This window comes from Pseudomonas sp. LBUM1670 (assembly GCF_059695695.1).
Genome location: NZ_CP166783.1, coordinates 2,998,151 through 3,015,364, shown reverse-complemented (window position 1 = coordinate 3,015,364; position 17,214 = coordinate 2,998,151). Strand labels below are relative to the sequence as shown.

At 61.0% G+C, this 17,214-nt stretch carries 15 protein-coding genes; 11 read left to right on the top strand and 4 right to left on the bottom strand.

What is annotated here, in order from left to right; genetic code table 11:
* Positions 1 to 41: 41 nt before the first annotated feature.
* From ACA073_RS13680 to ACA073_RS13665, 4 genes are all read right to left on the bottom strand, one after another.
* Positions 42 to 1,814, bottom strand: coding sequence for an acyl-CoA dehydrogenase C-terminal domain-containing protein (locus ACA073_RS13680; protein WP_497396838.1), 1,773 nt, complete (start codon positions 1,812 to 1,814; stop codon positions 42 to 44).
* A 59-nt stretch (positions 1,815 to 1,873) separates the two neighbouring features.
* Positions 1,874 to 3,535: a cation acetate symporter gene (locus ACA073_RS13675; protein WP_497396837.1), complete on the bottom strand. Its 1,662-nt coding sequence runs from the start codon at positions 3,533 to 3,535 to the stop codon at positions 1,874 to 1,876.
* Positions 3,535 to 3,861, bottom strand: a complete 327-nt coding sequence (locus ACA073_RS13670) for a DUF485 domain-containing protein (protein WP_253428087.1) — start codon at positions 3,859 to 3,861, stop codon at positions 3,535 to 3,537. Before ACA073_RS13670 ends, ACA073_RS13675 begins: the two co-directional genes overlap by 1 nt.
* 122 nt (positions 3,862 to 3,983) lie before the next feature.
* Complete coding sequence (locus tag ACA073_RS13665) at positions 3,984 to 5,606, bottom strand: acyl-CoA synthetase (protein ID WP_497396835.1); 1,623 nt, start codon at positions 5,604 to 5,606, stop codon at positions 3,984 to 3,986.
* 230 nt (positions 5,607 to 5,836) lie between these two features.
* Here ACA073_RS13665 and ACA073_RS13660 point away from each other — a divergent pair, with 230 nt between their 5' ends.
* From ACA073_RS13660 to otnI, 11 genes are all read left to right on the top strand, one after another.
* Complete coding sequence (locus ACA073_RS13660) at positions 5,837 to 8,113, top strand: PAS domain-containing sensor histidine kinase (RefSeq protein ID WP_497396833.1); 2,277 nt, start codon at positions 5,837 to 5,839, stop codon at positions 8,111 to 8,113.
* Between the two features lie 4 nt (positions 8,114 to 8,117).
* A complete protein-coding gene (locus ACA073_RS13655; protein WP_084323405.1) occupies positions 8,118 to 8,753 on the top strand; it encodes a response regulator transcription factor in 636 nt (211 codons plus the stop codon).
* Between the two features lie 75 nt (positions 8,754 to 8,828).
* On the top strand, positions 8,829 to 9,923 hold the full coding sequence (locus tag ACA073_RS13650; RefSeq protein WP_497396830.1) for an AI-2E family transporter: 1,095 nt from the start codon (positions 8,829 to 8,831) through the stop codon (positions 9,921 to 9,923).
* The gene (locus ACA073_RS13645; RefSeq protein WP_497396828.1) at positions 9,920 to 10,651 is read left to right on the top strand and encodes a hypothetical protein; all 732 of its coding nucleotides are present in this window, start codon (positions 9,920 to 9,922) and stop codon (positions 10,649 to 10,651) included. The genes ACA073_RS13650 and ACA073_RS13645 overlap by 4 nt, the downstream gene beginning before the upstream one ends.
* A 21-nt stretch (positions 10,652 to 10,672) precedes the next feature.
* Positions 10,673 to 11,137, top strand: coding sequence for a MaoC family dehydratase (locus ACA073_RS13640; protein WP_497396826.1), 465 nt, complete (start codon positions 10,673 to 10,675; stop codon positions 11,135 to 11,137).
* Positions 11,138 to 11,544: 407 nt separating this feature from the next.
* Complete coding sequence (locus ACA073_RS13635; RefSeq protein ID WP_461950479.1) at positions 11,545 to 11,712, top strand: hypothetical protein; 168 nt, start codon at positions 11,545 to 11,547, stop codon at positions 11,710 to 11,712.
* Positions 11,705 to 12,610, top strand: coding sequence for an L-threonate dehydrogenase (ltnD, locus tag ACA073_RS13630; RefSeq protein ID WP_497396824.1), 906 nt, complete (start codon positions 11,705 to 11,707; stop codon positions 12,608 to 12,610). The genes ACA073_RS13635 and ltnD overlap by 8 nt, the downstream gene beginning before the upstream one ends.
* A 10-nt stretch (positions 12,611 to 12,620) precedes the next feature.
* On the top strand, positions 12,621 to 13,919 hold the full coding sequence (gene otnK, locus ACA073_RS13625; RefSeq protein ID WP_497396822.1) for a 3-oxo-tetronate kinase: 1,299 nt from the start codon (positions 12,621 to 12,623) through the stop codon (positions 13,917 to 13,919).
* Entirely contained in the window at positions 13,916 to 14,554 is a 639-nt protein-coding gene (otnC, locus tag ACA073_RS13620) for a 3-oxo-tetronate 4-phosphate decarboxylase (RefSeq protein ID WP_497396820.1), read from the top strand. The genes otnK and otnC overlap by 4 nt, the downstream gene beginning before the upstream one ends.
* A gap of 191 nt (positions 14,555 to 14,745) precedes the next feature.
* Entirely contained in the window at positions 14,746 to 16,206 is a 1,461-nt protein-coding gene (locus tag ACA073_RS13615) for a GntT/GntP/DsdX family permease (protein WP_497396818.1), read from the top strand.
* A 212-nt stretch (positions 16,207 to 16,418) separates the two neighbouring features.
* A complete protein-coding gene (gene otnI / locus ACA073_RS13610) occupies positions 16,419 to 17,201 on the top strand; it encodes a 2-oxo-tetronate isomerase (RefSeq protein WP_497396816.1) in 783 nt (260 codons plus the stop codon).
* Positions 17,202 to 17,214 lie beyond the last annotated feature (13 nt).

Sequence of the window (17,214 nt, the reverse complement as noted above, 5' to 3'; positions counted from 1 at the left end):
GCCGAAAAGAGAGGAGCGTGGCGCCGCGTGCGGTTCAATCGTTAAAACTGCTCGGCGCTCAGACCGAACAACGAGGCACTGCCGGCGCGAATCGACTGTTCAAGGCTCAAAGTGCGCGGCAGCAGGCGATGGATGTAGAAGTCGGCGGTGGCGATCTTTGCCCCGTAAAACCCTTCGTCTTCGCCGCGTTTTTGCTGGGCAACCTGCGCCATGCGCGCCCACAGCCAGGCGTAAGCGACGTAACCGAACAGGTGCAAATATTCCACGGAAGCGGCGCCAACTTCGTTGCGATTGGTCGCCGCCCGGTCCTGCAACCAGTCGCTCAGGCCTTCCAGTCGCTGCACGGCATCGAACAGTTGCGCGGCATAGGGTGCGTCAGGCTGATGGGCAAAATGACGAATCTCGCCGGTGAACTGACGCAGCGCGACACCGTTGTCAGCCAGCACTTTGCGCCCGAGCAGGTCCAGCGCCTGAATGCCATTGGTGCCTTCGTAGATCTGTGCGATGCGCACGTCGCGGACCAATTGTTCCTGGCCCCATTCGCGGATATAGCCATGGCCGCCGAACACTTGCTGGCCGTTGATGCAGCTTTCCAGGCCGGTGTCGGTGAAGAAGGCCTTGGCAATCGGTGTCAGCAGGGCGACCAGGGTCTGGGCGGTGTCGCGTTCTTGCGCATCGTCGGAGAACTTCGCCAGATCGAGCTGCTGTCCGACATAACTGGCAAACGCGCGGCCACCTTCGGTCATGGCTTTCATGCTGAGCAGCATGCGGCGCACGTCGGGGTGAACGATGATCGGATCGGCGACTTTGTCCGGGGCCATGGCGCCGGTCGGGGCGCGGCTCTGAATACGCTCACGGGCGTACGCCACGGCGCTCTGATAGGACGCTTCGGCGCAGCCAATGCCCTGAATGCCGATGGACAGGCGTTCGTAGTTCATCATGGTGAACATCGCCGCGAGGCCTTTGTTGGCTTCGCCCACCAGCCAGCCGCTGGCCCCGTCGAAATTCATCACGCAGGTGGCCGAGGCCTTGATGCCCATCTTGTGTTCGATCGAGCCGCAACTCACGGCGTTGGCGTCGCCGAGGGAACCGTCGGCATTCACCCGTATTTTGGGCACCACGAACAGCGAGATGCCTTTCGGTCCGGCCGGCGCGTCGGGCAGTTTTGCCAGCACCAGATGGACGATGTTTTCAGTCAGGTCCTGATCGCCACCGGTGATGAAGATCTTGCTGCCGGTGATGCAGAAACTGCCGTCGGCCCGAGGTTCGGCGCGGGTGCGGATGATCCCCAGATCGGTGCCGGCATGGGCTTCGGTCAGGCACATGGAGCCGGCCCAGCGACCTTCATACATCGGCGGCAGGTAAAGGTCTTTCAAGGTGTCGCTGGCGTGGGCATCCAGTGCCAGGCAGGCACCGGAACTCAATGCCGAATACAGCGCGAAGCTTGAATTGGCGCCGTAGAGCATCTCCTCAAACTGCACGGCCAGCATCTTCGGCATGCCCATGCCGCCATACTCGGCATTACCGGACAGGCCGACCCAGCCACCTTCGATGTACGTGGCATAAGCCTGTTTGAAGCCGATGGGCGTGGTGACCTGACCTTCATGCCACTGCGCGCCTTCCTCGTCGCCGCTGCGGTTCAAGGGGGCGATCAAGTGCGCGGTGACTTTCCCCGCTTCCTCAAGGATCGCGTCGGCGATATCGGCATCGATGTTGTCAGCCAGGGCAGGCAGGCGCGCCCACAGGGCCGGAGCATCGAACACTTCATGCAGGACGAAGCGCAGGTCGCGCAGGGGGGCTTTGAATTCGTGCATAACGTGAACCTCAACAGGACGGTTGTGCACGGCGCCGCAACGGCGCGCCGTGTCTTCGATCAATGACTGGAAGCGCTGGCGGCACCGAGGCCGGTCTGGGCGCGCACGAACTGGTCGGCGTAGGCGTCACGTTCCTTGTCGGCCCGCACGCTGCGGTCGAGTCGGGAGACGACGACAATCACCAGGAACGCCAGCGGCATGGAAAACAGGGCCGGGTGGTCGTAAGGGAAAATCGCGTGAGCATGACCGAGCACGGTCACCCAAACAGCCGGGGAAAGGATCACCAGCACCAGCGCACAGATCAGGCCGGCAAAACCGCCGATGATCGCGCCTTTGGTGGTCAGGCCTTTCCAGTACATGGCCATGATCAGTACCGGGAAGTTGGTCGATGCGGCGATGCCGAAGGTCAGTCCGACCAGGAACGCGACATTCATCTTCTCGAACAGAATGCCCAGCAAGATCGCGATGATGCCCAGGCCCACGGTCGCCAGACGGGTCACGCGCATTTCCTGTTTCTGGGTGGCTTTGCCTTTCTTGAACACCGTGGCGTAGAGATCGTGGGAAATCGCCGAGGCGCCGGCCAGGGCTAACCCGGAGACCACCGCAAGAATGGTGGCGAAGGCCACCGCCGAGAGGAAACCGAAGAACAGATTGCCACCCACGGCTTTAGCCAGGTGCATCGCGACCATGTTGCCGCCACCGATCAAGGCACCGCCGACCTGGCCGTTGACGTAGTACTGCGGATCGGTGCCGATAATCACCATCGCGGCGAAGCCCAGGGTGCAGACCACCAGGAAGAAGAAACCGATGAAACCGGTGGCGTAGAACACCGATTTACGCGCTTCCTTGGCGTTAGGCACGGTGAAGAAACGCATCAGAATGTGCGGCAGGCCGGCGATGCCAAACACCAGTCCCAGGGACATCGAAGCGGTGTTGATCGGGTCGGCGAGCATTGAACCGGGGCCCATGATGTTCCAGCCGCTGGCATGCGCCTCGACCGCTTTGGTGGCGAGGGTTTCGTAGCTGAAACCGAACTGCGACATAGCCATGACCGCGAGGGTCGTGCCGCCGGCGAGCAGCAGCACAGCCTTGATGATCTGCACCCAGGTGGTGGCGATCATCCCGCCGAAAATCACATACACCAGCATCAACGCGCCAACGATCATCACCGCTACGGGGTAGTCGAGGCCGAACAGCAATTTGATCAACTGGCCGGCACCGACCATCTGCACGATCAGGTAGCAGCACACCACCGTCAACGAACCGAAGGCGGCGAAGATCCGTACTTTGTTCTGGTCCAGTCGATAGGAGACGATGTCGGCAAAGGTGTAGCGCCCCAGATTGCGCAGACGCTCGGCCATCAGAAAGGTGATGATCGGCCAGCCGACAAAGAAGCCGATGGTGTAGATGAAACCGTCGTAACCCTTGGCGAACACCAGGCTGGACAGCCCCAGCAGAGTGGCGGCGGACATGTAGTCACCGGCAATCGCCAGGCCGTTCTGAAACCCGGTGATGCCACCGCCGGCGGTGTAGAAGTCCGACGTGGATTTGGTCTGGCGTGCGGCCCACCAGGTGATGGCCAGCGTGCCGAGGACGAACAGGAAAAACATGCCGATCGCATGCAGGTTCAGCGGTTGTTTTTCCACGATGCCCAGCGCGGGTGCGGCGAATGCAACGGAGGCCGGCAATAGGCACGCTGCGGCGAGGATGAGTTTACGCATCACTTGCTCTCCTCAAGAATGGCGGCGCCCAGCGCATCGAAGCGCGTGTTGGCGCTGTAGACATACCAGCCGGTCAGCAGCCAGGAAAAAATAATGATCGCCGCGCCAACCGGCATGCCCAGGGTCAACATCCGATGCTCGCCGAGCGGTGCGTGCAGCCACTGCGGGGCAAACGCCACCACGAGCATGAACAGGTAATAAGTGCCCAGCACGGCAGCACTCAATGACCAGGCCAGGCGCGAGCGACTGCTGACCAATTGAAGGAATTTCGGGTTGCTCCGAATGCGTTCGCAGCGTTGGGTATCGGTTGCATGGATGTCGATCATGGCGGGCTCCACATTGTTTTTGTTGTCGGTGTGTGGGGGCAGGGCAGGTCGAATTTGGCCTGCACGAGCCCGAAGCGGCAGGTAAAACACCTGCCGCCTGATAGGTGAAACGAGGGTGAGGGTTAGAGGGCCTTGGCCCTGTCGCGCAGCACGTACTTCTGGATCTTGCCGGTGGAGGTCTTCGGCAGCAGGGTGAAAATCACCGTGCGCGGGACTTTGAAACCGGCCAGATGCTCGCGGCAGAAACTGATGATGTCGGCCTCGCGAACGTCCTGGTGATCAGCCTTCAACGTGATGAACGCGCAGGGCGTTTCGCCCCATTTTTCATCGGGACGGGCGACCACGGCGGCTTCCATCACGCCCGGATGGCGATAGAGCACGCCTTCGAGTTCGATGGTGGAAATGTTCTCGCCACCGGAAATGATGATGTCTTTGAGGCGGTCCTTGATCTCGACATAGCCGTCGGGATGACACACCGCCAGGTCGCCGGTATGGAACCAGCCACCCTCGAAGGCTTCGGCGGTGGCCGTCGGGTTTTTCAGGTAGCCCTTCATCACGGTGTTGCCGCGCATGAACACTTCACCGATGGTCTGGCCATCGCGCGGGGTCGGCTCCAGTGTCTTCGAATCGCCGACCATCACACCTTCGAGCGTCGGGTAGCGCACACCCTGACGGGATTTGATCTGCGCCCGTTGTTCCAGCGGCAGTTCATCCCATTCGGCATGCCAGGCGCAGAGGGTCACCGGGCCATAGGTTTCAGTCAGGCCGTAGACGTGGGTGACCTTGATGCCCATTTCTTCCACGGCGCCAATGACTTTGGCCGGCGGCGCAGCACCGGCGACCATGGCGTTGACCGGGTGATCGATGGCCGCTTTCGCCGATTCCGGCATGTTGACCAGCGCATTGAGCACAATCGGCGCGCCGCACAGATGGGTGATCTGGTGTTCGCGGATCAGCGTGAGGATTTTCTGCGGATCGACCCGACGCAAGAACACGTGAACCCCGGCCAGCGCGGTGATGGTCCACGGGTAGCACCAGCCGTTGCAATGGAACATCGGCAGGGTCCAGAGGTACACCGGATGATTGCCCATCGCCCAGGTCATCTGGTTGCCCAAGGCATTCAGATAAGCGCCGCGGTGGTGATAGACCACGCCTTTCGGATTGCCGGTGGTGCCTGAGGTGTAATTGAGCGAGATGGCTTGCCACTCGTCGGTCGGCCATTGCCAGGCGAACGCCGGGTCGCCTTCAGCCAGCAATGCTTCATAGTCCAGATCGCTGACGGCCTGGCCTTCGCCGTACTCCGGGTCGTTGACGTCGATGACCAGCGGCGGGTGATCCAGCATGCCGATGGCGGCGTGAATCACGTCATGGAACTCGCGGTCGGTGATCAGCACCTTGGCCTCGCCATGCTGGAGCATGAACGCAATGGCTTCGGCATCCAGGCGCACGTTGAGCGGGTTGAGCACGGCGCCGATCATCGGCACGCCAAAATGCACTTCAAGCATTTCGGGGATGTTGGGCAACATCACCGCCACGGTGTCGTTCTTGCCGATGCCGCGACCGGCCAGCGCCGAAGCCAGGCGTCGGCAACGGGTGTAGGTCTGCGCCCAGGTCCGGCGAATGGAGCCGTGGATGACGGCGGGGTAGTCGGGGTAAACGTTGGCCGTGCGCTCAAGGAAGCTGAGCGGAGACAAGGCGATGTGATTGACAGCCGAAGGGCCTAGCCCTTGTTCATAGATCGACATATGCGGGTACTCGGTGGCTGATTGTTAGCTCTATCGGTGGCCTTTCAGCGTAGCCGCTGAGGTCACCTTTTATGTCCGGTCTGCTTTATATAACAATCCTCCACCAATATGGAAGTACAACCTATAGCGTATAGGATATGTACTATATTTGATTCTTGCGAATCTAAATGACTACAGTCATATTGCCGAGGCCGGTATATCCTTGGCTTCCCCGACAAAGCGGACCCGTGATGACCCTGACTCCCGTTCGATTGCACAGCTGGTTGCGCCTGCAGCGCGAGGGCGTTTCGCTGGCTGCCCGGGCCGATGCGTTGTGTCGGGCCTTGCAGGATTGCCCCGAGGTGCGTCGCGCGGTTTACCTGAGCTGGCAACCCCATGCGCGGATCTACAGTCACGAAGGCGCCGCCCAGCATTTTCCACCGGGCCAGGGCGACCCGTCGCTGGCCAGCGATCAGTTGTTGTTCGAGCGGCTGCTGGAAGCGGGGCGCCTCGATCTGGCGCAAGTACGGCAACTGGATTGCTGGTTGGCCGGCCGACTGCGCCGCGCCGCCATCAGCCATGGCCAGGTGTTCGATCTGGCGTTGCAGCCGGGGCAGGCGGGCCTGTTGCTGGTGGAAGTGTGCGAGGGCGTGAGTTTCGATTGGCTGGGTTGGGTGCAGGATCTGCTGACGACCTTGCTCAGCAGCGTCAACGGCATGCTGCGCGGCTCGCCGCTGTTGGGCCACGATCCGCAGCCGAGCCTGTTGCTCGACGCGCAGGGCCGGCCGCAGGAATTCAACGCGGCGTTGCTGGCGCTGCTGGCGGAAAAGCCGCTAACCGACGTGCTGGGTTTTCTGCCGGTCAACCACCGGGTGCTGGTGCGCGCGTGTCTGGACCAGCAACGCGCCATTGAAGGGGTCGAAGCCCGGTTCGAAACGCAGATCCTGATCTGGACGTTCATTCCCGATCCCCAGGACAACCGCGTGCTTGCCCGTTGCCGCGACGCCACCGCGCAAGTGCTGGCCGAACGCGAAGCGGTCCAGGCGCGGCGGCTGTACCGGTTGATCATCGAGAACACCACCGACCTGATTTCCCGACACACGCCGGACGGCCGTTTTCTCGATGCTTCACCCGCCTCGTGGACATTGCTCGGTTACTGGCCGGAAGAATTGCGCGGGCAAATGGCCCAGGGTTTGTTCCACGGTCAGGACCTGGCCAGCCTGGTGCAACGCGCCCGCGATGCGCTGGAGCAGGACGGTTATCACACGATGACCTATCGCATTCGCCATCGGGACGGGCATTACCTGTGGTTCGAAACCGCCAGCCGGGCGATTCGTGAAACCTACACCGGCACGATGGTCGAGGTGGTCAGCGTCTCCCGGGACATTACCGCCCGGGTTCAGGCCGAAGAGAACAAGCGGCGCCTGGCCGAAGTCGTCGAGGCCAACATCGATCCGGTGCTGTTTATCGACCCCGAGGGGCAAGTCACTTACCTCAACCCGGCTGCACGACGCATTCTCGGGATCGGCGAGCAACAGCCGATGCCGACCCTGGCGGAACTGTTCGCCAGCGCTGACCTGACGCGTCTGCAACGTGACGGCTGGAGCGGCGCCGAACGCGACGGCGTCTGGAGCACCGATGCGCGCTTGCAACCACCGGGCGGTGACGCATCGGTGCCAGTGTCGTTGGTGCTGTTGGCGCACCGTTCGGCAGGCGGCGAGCGCTACTATTCCCTGGTGGCGCGTGACATGACCGAACGTGAACTGCGCGAAGTGCAACAGCGCCGCCATCAGGATGAACTGGCGCACACTGCGCGCCTGGTCACCCTCGGTGAACTGGCCTCGGGCATCGCCCACGAAATCAATCAGCCGCTGGCCGCCGTGGTCAATTATGCCAATGCCAGCCAGCGCTATTTGCAGACCGTGGATTCCAATCCCCAGGCCGCTGCCCGAGTGGCGCAAGGGCTGGAACGCATCACCCATCACGCCACGCACGCCTCGGAAGTGATCCGGCGTTTACGGGCGTTTCTGCGCAAAGGCCAGCGCCGCATGCAGGCGCTGAATGTCACCGATGTCGCCCGCGAAGCCGTGCGTTTGTGCGCCTGGGAGGCGAGCAATTGCCAAGTGACAATCGAGGATCGACTGCCGGATAATCTGCCGCCCGTTTATGCCGACCGGGTGTTGCTGGAACAAGTTCTGCTCAATCTGTTGCGCAATGCCATCGATGCCAACCGCGAACAGCATCCCGGCCAGCCTTCGCTGATCGTGATGACGGCGGGGCAGGGCAGTGCTGCCGCCGTGGACATCAATGTGCAAGACCAGGGGCCCGGCGTGAGTGAGCCCGAACTGGAGCAGATTTTTACCCCGTTCTATACCAGCAAGGCCGATGGCCTGGGGCTCGGATTGTCCATGAGCCGCAGCATCATCGAAGGTTTCGGTGGCGAATTGCAGGCCCGACGTCAACCGGTCGGACTGCTGATGTGCTGTCGCATGCCACTTGCCGGCCCAACAAAACAACAACAGGAATAATGCAATGGCGGGTGTGACGGAGCACGTGGTGTATGTGGTCGATGACGATCAAGGCATGCTCGATTCAACGGTCTGGTTACTCGAGTCGGTCGGCCTCAAGGCGTTGCCGTTTACCAGTGGCGTCGAGTTCCTCAATGCCTGCGATGCCAGTCTGGCGGCTTGTGTCCTGCTGGATGTGCGCATGCCTGGCATGGGCGGCTTGAATGTGCAGGAAGAAATGCGTTTACGCGAACTGAACCTGCCGATCATCTTCGTCAGCGGTCACGCCGATGTGCCGATCGTGGTGCGTGCGTTCAAGGCCGGCGCCCACGACTTCATTGAAAAGCCCTACAACGAACAATTGCTGCTGGACAGCGTGCAGCAGGCCCTCAGCAACTGCGCGACCCACCGTTCGGGCAATCAAGGGCATGAAGCGTTGCAGGCGCGCTTGCTCACGCTCACCCCACGGGAGCGCGACGTCTTGCTACCGCTGGTGCAGGGTTACACCACCCGCGAAATCGCCGAGCAACTGGGTGTAAGTGCAAAAACCGTCGACCTCTACCGCTCACGCGTGATGAAGCGCATGCAGGCCAATACCCTGCCGGACCTGGTCGGCATGGCCATTGCCGCCGGACTGGTTGATCCGTTGAAGCTGCGTTGAATCCTCTGGTTTTCCATCGAACGTCTATGCTGGGCTAACCGATCCCGTACCGTTGCAGTGATCAGGAAGGCCTTCATGGAACCCACGTCCATCTCCGAGAAAACGCTCACACGCACGCTGCTCGATGTCTTTATCCGTGCCGGTTTGATCGCCGTGCTGGTGCTGTTCTGCTTCGAGATTTTCAGCCCGTTCCGCGACCTGATGCTGTGGGCGCTGATCCTGGCGATCACCCTTTACCCGTTGCAGGCGCGGCTGAAAGGGCCCTTGGGGCAAAGGGACGGGCGCATTGCCACGCTGATTATCCTCATCGCCATCGTCATCCTGGTGTTGCCGATTTACTTTCTGGGCACCTCGATTGCCGACTCGGTCGAACGTGCGATGGAAATGGTCAAGGGGGGCGACTTCCACATTCCACCGCCCACAGAATCAGTCGCCAGTTGGCCGCTGGTGGGCCAGCCGCTGTCTGATCTGTGGCTAGAGGCCTCAACCAATCTTCCCGACCTGACCGCCAAATACATTCCGCAGATCAAAGACGTCAGCCTGACCCTGTTGGGCAAGATGGCTGGCGTCGGCATGGGCTTTCTGACCTTTATTTTTGCCTTGATCATTGCCGGTATTTTCATGGCTCATGGCGAGGGCGGCAGCCGCAGCGCAGTGCAGATTGCCTCGCGCGTCAGCGGTCCGGCGAAGGGACCGAAAATCGCCGCACTGTGCACCGCGACGATCCGTGCGGTCGCGCTGGGCGTGGTCGGGATCGCATTCATTCAGATGCTGCTGGTGGGCCTCGGGTTTGTCTTCAAAGGCATTCCCGGCGCCGGTTTGCTGGCCCTGGCCGTGCTGTTGCTCGGCATCATGCAACTACCGGTGACGCTGATTACCCTTCCGGTGATTGCCTTTGTGTTCGCCACCGAAGGCGCCAACACCGCAACCATCGTGTTTGCCATCTACGTGTTCGTTGCCGGACTGGTGGATAACGTGCTCAAACCACTGCTGCTGGGGCGCGGTGTCGATGTGCCGATGCCGGTGGTGCTGATCGGTGCCCTCGGCGGCATGGTCACCAGCGGCATCATCGGACTGTTCATCGGCCCGGTGGTGCTGGCGGTCGGGTATCAATTATTCTGGCAATGGGTCCAGGATCGGCCGCCGGAGGGAGGAGGGCCGCAACCATGAATGCGCAGCGTCATGAACTGCTGGATAAGGTATTGACCGCCCACGGTGGTCTGGAACGCTGGAACAGTTTCAATCAGGTACGCGCCACCCTCGTGACCGGTGGCTCGCTTTGGGCGATGAAAGGGCTGACCCAGGACAGCGCACCACGCGAGATGACCGTCTGGCTGCATGAACAGCGAGCTTCGGTGACGCCCTTTGGTGGCGCCGATCAATTCACCGTCTACACACCAGAACGAATCGCCATCGAAAATACCGCCGGCAAGGTGATTGCCGAGCGAGCAGCGCCGAGGGAATCCTTCCGCGAGCACGGGGAAAACAGTCCATGGGATCCGCTGCATCGTGCGTACTTCAACGGATACGCACTCTGGTCCTACCTGACCATGCCTTTCCAGTTCACCTGGCCGGGTGTCGTGACCGAGGAGGTCGAGACCTGGCACGAGGGTTCACAACGCTGGCGGCGATTGCGGGTGACCTTTCCCGAGAACGTCGCCACGCACTGCACCGTGCAGGATTTCTACTTCGGTGAAGACTTTTTGCTACGTCGGCACGACTACAACGTGGACGTCAGCGGCGGCCTGCCTGCCGCCCAGTACGTTCATGGCTATGTTGAAGCCGATGGCTTGCGCATGCCCGGCAAGCGGCGCGCCTATCGCCGCAAGGCCGACGGTCAGGCGGATAAGGACGCCTTGCTGGTGGCCATCGACCTCAGCGACATCGGCTACTCGTAATGCACTGCGGAGGAATGAATCATGACCCTGCATTCCTGGGAAAAACTCTATCTCGATGACCTGAGCCTGGGTCAGGAATTTGAAAGCGACCCTGTTCGCGTCCACCAGGAAGCGATGCTGGCGTTTGCTCGCGAATACGACCCGCAACCCTTTCACCTGAACGCCGAAGAGGCCAAGTTGAGTCTGTTCGGCGGTCTGGCAGCCAGCGGCTGGAACACCGCGGCCCTGACCATGAAGCTGCTGGTGGCCAGCGTGCCCTTGGCGGACGGCATCATTGGCCTGAACATCGAGCTGAGTTGGCCAACGCCGACCTATCCTGATGACGTGTTGCGCCTGTTCAGCACGGTGCAGGCCATCGATCCGTCTGCCTCCAAACCGGATCGGGGCGTGGTAACGCTGTTCATGGAAACGCTGAATCAGAATGACAAGGTGGTGCAGCGTGCGACCGGGAAGTTGCTGGTGTTCAGAAAGCCGGCAGAGGATTGAAGTAATGCCAGTCAGTTAAGAGAATTTGTAGGAGCGAGCTTGCTCGCGATGGACGCCAACGATAACGCGTATTTTCTGGATACACGCGTCGTCCTGAAGTCCATCGTCGGAACGCCGCCCGGAGCAAGCTCGCCCCTACATAGAGTCAAATGCCTGGGTTTCTCTCGGGCCGGACACCATCAGACAAAAGCCCGGAGCACCGCCGGAGGGCCTTCGACCTGAACATTTCGCGCCAGCCTCAGGCATGGATCAGGTAGCCGGAGACCAGCGACATTTGAATGCTTTGATCGGCCGCAGTGTTAAAAAATGTTATATAGAAAAAATACTTCACATAATCCGCTCATTGGTGGATGATCTGTGCAGCCGGTATGACAACTTGATAACAAGATAAAAGCAGGACTGCCTTGATGTTCGATGAGATCCCGACTCACGTGCTGAACGACAGCGCCCCTCAGCTGGTTTATCCGCTCGGTGCTGATCCTGCCTGTCGCGCCCCTATCTACAACGCGCCCGCCGTCCGCGCCTTACAGGCGTGGAAGCAGTCGCAGCTTTCCTCTGGAGTACGCCATGAATAACAAGAATGTAGGTGTTGTCGGTCTGGGCGCGATGGGGCTGGGCATTGCCCGCTCGTTGCTGCGCAGCGGTTTCAATGTGCATGCCTGTGATGTGCGCGCTGCCGTAACAGAACAGTTCGCCGGGGAGGGCGGTGTGGCTTGCCCTTCGCCATCGCACATGGCCGCTGAGTGTGACGTGATCATTACCGTCGTGGTCAACGCCGAGCAGACCGAGACCGTATTGTTTGGTGAGGGTGGTGCCGTGGCCTCGCTACGGCCGGGCAGCCTGGTGATCGGCTGCGCCACCGTGGCCCCGACCTATGCCGTGGAGCTGGGCCAGCGCCTGGCCGCGTCGGGCCTGCTGTATCTGGATGCACCGATTTCCGGGGGCGCCGCCAAAGCTGCCGCTGGCGAGATGACCATGATGACCTCGGGCCCGGCCGACGCCTATGCCAAGGCTGAGTCGATCCTGGCTGGCATGGCCGGCAAGGTTTATCGCCTGGGTGACGTCCATGGCCTGGGTTCGAAGGTCAAAATCATCAACCAGCTGCTCGCCGGCGTACATATTGCCGCCTCTGCCGAAGCCATGGCGCTGGGCCTGCGTGAAGGGGTCGATGCCGATGCGCTGTATGAGGTGATCACCCATAGCGCCGGTAATTCCTGGATGTTCGAAAACCGCGTACCGCACATTCTCAAGGCTGACTACACGCCGTTGTCCGCGGTGGATATTTTCGTCAAGGACCTGGGCCTGGTGCTGGATACCGCCCGGGCCAGTAAATTCCCGCTGCCGCTCTCGGCCACCGCTCACCAGATGTTCATGCAGGCTTCCAGTGCCGGTTTCGGTCGTGAGGATGATTCGGCAGTGATCAAGATTTTCCCGGGCATCGATTTGCCGACGGCCAAGCCTGAGTCTGCTTGAGGAACACGTCATGACTACCTCCACCGCACGCCCTCTGTTGGGCTGCATCGCCGACGATTTCACGGGTGCCACGGACCTTGCCAACATGCTGGTGCGCGGCGGTATGCGTACCGTGCAGAGCATCGGTATCCCGAGTTCGGAAGTTGCTGCCGGGCTTGACGCCGATGCGATCGTCATTGCCCTGAAGTCGCGTACCACGCCGGTCGCCGAAGCGGTCGAAGAGTCTCTCGCTGCGCTGGCCTGGTTGCGCGAACAAGGCTGCGAGCAGATCTTCTTCAAGTATTGCTCGACGTTCGACTCCACCGCGGCCGGCAATATCGGCCAGGTCAGCGAAGCACTGCTGGCCGCACTGAGTAGCGACTTCACCCTGGCCTGCCCGGCATTCCCGGAGAATGGCCGGACGATCTTTCGCGGCCACTTGTTTGTGCAGGATCAACTGCTCAGCGAGTCGGGCATGCAACATCACCCGCTGACGCCGATGGACGATGCCAATCTGGTTCGGGTGCTTCAATCGCAGACCCGCCTGAATGTCGGCCTGTTGCGCTACGACACCATTGCTCGTGGTATCGAGCCGGTACGTGCGCGCATCGCAGAGTTGAAAGCTCAAGGTGTCGGCATGGCAATCGCCGATGCCTTGTCTGACAGCGATCTGTATACCCTCGGTGCCGCTTGCGCCGATCTTCCATTGTTGACGGGTGGTTCGGGGCTGGCCCTGGGCTTGCCGGAGAATTTTCGTCGCGCCGGCAAGTTGCGCGACCTCGATGCCTCGAAACTCCCGGCAGTGTTCGGTGGAGAAGTGGTGTTGGCCGGTAGTGCTTCGATCGCCACCAATGGGCAAGTGGCGGCCTGGCTTGAAGCCGGTCGGCCAGCCTTTCGGATTGATCCGTTGGCCTTGGCTGCGGGTGAACCGGTGGTGGCGCAAGCCTTGACCTTCGCCCGTGATAACGAAGAAACCGTATTGATCTACGCCACCAGTTCGCCGGAAGAGGTCAAGTCGGTGCAACAGCAATTGGGTGTGGAGCAAGCTGGCAGCCTGGTGGAAAACGCCCTTGGCGAAATTGCACAAGGTCTGCGCCAGAGCGGTGTGCGCCGCTTCGTGATCGCCGGCGGTGAAACGTCGGGCGCTGTGGTTCAGGCGCTGGGCGTACAACTGCTGCAGATCGGCGCGCAGATCGATCCGGGTGTGCCGGCGACCGTCAGCAGTACTGACGAGCCTTTGGCGCTGGCACTCAAGTCGGGCAACTTCGGTGGCCGCGACTTCTTCACCAAGGCCTTGAATCAACTTGCCCAGACCGGAGGCGCGCAGTGAGTAACGAAAACGCTCTGCGCGAAGAAATCTGTGAGGTGGGCCGCAGTCTCTACCAGCGCGGTTACACCGTCGGCAGCGCCGGCAATATCAGCGCACGCCTGGACGACGGCTGGTTGATCACCCCGACTGACGTCTGCCTCGGGCGCCTCGATCCGGCGGCCATCGCCAAGGTCAATCTGGCCGGTGAATGGGTGTCTGGTGACAAACCTTCAAAGACCCTGGCGCTGCATCGCCAGGTCTACGACCGCAACCCGAGCGTCGGCGGCGTGGTGCATACCCACTCCACCCATCTGGTGGCGTTGACGCTGGCCGGAGTCTGGCAGGCGGACGATATTCTGCCGCCGCTGACGCCGTATCAGGTCATGAAAGTCGGACATATCCCGTTGATTGGCTACCAGCGCCCCGGTTCGCCGAAGGTGGCCGAGCAGGTCGCTCAACTGGCCAACAGCGTTCGCGGCGTAATGCTCGAACGGCTGGGCCCGGTCGTCTGGGAGAGTTCGGTATCCAGGGCCAGCTACGCCCTGGAAGAACTCGAGGAAACCGCGCGGCTGTGGCTGATGAGCAATCCCAAGCCCGAACCGCTTGATCAGGCAGCGCTGGACGAGCTGCGAGAGACCTTTGGCGCGCACTGGTAGAGCGCTGGTTCAGCACGACAGAACACGATAGATCGATATCGCAGGCCTTGTTCGGGAGACGCGTAGCGACTCCCAATTACCCCGGCTTGCCTGAAAAATACAATAACAAGAGGACATCTAGGTATGACTCACTTTAACTGCAGCATTATTAGAAGTACCCTTTCGTTGTCCCGGCGTGGAGGGCTTTCGAAATGAGCCCGTTACTCCTGTTAGTTACCGCGGGGCTAGGGATCGCTCTGCTGTTGTTTCTGGTGCTCAAATACAAGTTCCAGCCCTTCGTGGCCTTGATGCTGGTGAGCATTCTGGTGGCGCTGGTGGCCGGGGTAAAACCGGCCGATCTGGTCGCTACCATCGAAGGAGGCATGGGCAAGACCTTAGGCCATATCGCGATCATCATTGCCTTGGGCGCGATGATCGGGCGGATCATCGAACTCTCCGGTGGCGCCGAGGCGCTGGCCAAGACACTGATTTCCCGTTTCGGCAACCGGCGTACTCCCCTGGCGTTGACGATTGCCGGCTTCATGGTCGGGGTGCCAGTGTTCTTCGAGGTCGGAGTGATCATCCTCATGCCGCTGGCCTATGGCGTTGCGCGCAGTGCGCGTAAGCCGCTGTTGGTGTTCGCGCTGCCGATGTGCGCGGCGTTGTTGACCGTACACGCCTTTCTGCCGCCACACCCGGGCGCAGTCGCCGCTGCCAGTCAATTGGGCGCCGATCTGGGCCGCGTGCTGATGTTCGGGCTGCCGCTCACCGCGTTCCTTTGCTATGTCGGTTACCGCGTGGCCGGGCGCATGGCCCGTCGCGTGTACCCAATGACCGACGATATTCGTGCCGAGGTCTATGGCCCGCATGTCACCAACGAAGATCTGGCCGCCTGGTCCAATGGCAACGACAAGAGCTCTGAACGGGCGGCTGTGGCCGTGTCGCACATGGGCCTGGAAGAGTCCACCAGCAGCATCGTTTCGAAGTTGCCGCCGGCACCAGCACCGGGTTTTGGTCTGATCGTCAGCCTGATCCTGCTCCCCATCATTCTGATTCTGATGGGAACACTGTCCACCTCATTGCTGCCTGCCGAATCGACCCTGCGCGGCATCATGACCGTGCTCGGCGCTCCACTGGTGGCGTTGCTGATCGACACCTTGCTGTGTGCCTGGCTGCTGGGTTCGCGTCGGGGCTGGAGCCGCACTCAGGTGTCCGATGTGATCGGTTCGGCCTTGCCCGGTGTAGCTATGGTGATTCTGATTGCCGGTGCCGGCGGTGTGTTTGGCAAGGTGCTGGTGGATACCGGAATCGGTGCCGTGGTCTCCGATATGTTGCGTACCACCGGTCTGCCGGTGCTGGCGCTGGGCTTTCTGCTGACCATGCTGTTGCGCGCGGTGCAGGGTTCGACCACGGTGGCGCTGGTGACCACTGCCGGCATCATCAGCCCGCTGATTGCGACCCTCAATCTCACCCCGAACCACATGGCGCTGCTGTGCCTGGCCATGGGTGGTGGCGGGTTGGCCATGTCCCATATCAATGATGCCGGTTACTGGATTTTCACCAAACTGGCCGGGCTGAATGTGGCCGACGGCTTGCGCACCTGGACAGTATTGACCACCTTGCTCGGCACCTTGGGTTTCTGTATTACCCTGTTGATCTGGCCCTTTGTCTAACGAACTGTCGACCTGTAGGAGCCGGCAAGCCGTAATGCCAGTCAGTTAAGCGAAAGCTGACTCTTGTAGGAGGGAGCTTGCTCGCGATGGACGCCAACGATAACGCGTATTCTCTGGATACACGCGTCGTCCTGAAGTCCATCGCGAGCAAGCTCGCTCCTACAATTACGGCAAGCCGTGCACCTGCAATAACGCCATCTATAGGAGCTACCATGCCTCGTTTTGCTGCCAATCTAAGCATGCTCTACCCGGAGCATCAGTTTCTGGATCGTTTCGCCGCCGCGGCTGCCGATGGTTTCGAAGCGGTGGAGTATCTGTTTCCCTACGACTTCAGCGCTCAAGAACTCAAGCAACGCTTGAGTGACAACGGCCTGGTACAGGCACTGTTCAATGCGCCACCCGGTGATTGGGCGGCGGGCGAGCGGGGCATAGTGTCGTTGCCCGGTCGGGAGAGTGAATTTCGTAGCGGTTTTGATCGCGCACTGGAATACGCCGGCGTGCTGGGCAATTCACGCATCCATGTCATGGCCGGCCTGCTGCCCTCCGAGGATGACCGGGTACGGCATCACGGCGTTTACCTGGAGAACCTTGCCTACGCCACCGCACAGGCGGCCAAGGTAGGCGTCACCGTATTGCTCGAACCGATCAATACACGGGACATGCCGGGCTTTTTCCTCAATCGGCAGGATCAGGCCCAGGCCATCTGCAAGGAAGTGGGCGCGAGTAACCTGAAGGTTCAGTTCGACTGCTACCACTGCCAAATCGTCGAGGGTGACCTGGCCACTAAACTGCGTCGGGACTTCGACGGAATTGGCCATATCCAGATCGCCGGCGTGCCTGACCGGCATGAACCGGACCTGGGAGAAGTCAACTATCCCTATCTGTTCGAGCTGATCGACCAGTTGGGTTATGACGGTTGGGTAGGGTGCGAATACCGGCCGCGAGGCAACACGTCTGCCGGCTTGCAGTGGTTGCGGGACTGGAAGGCGCGCTAGGCGCAGCACAGGA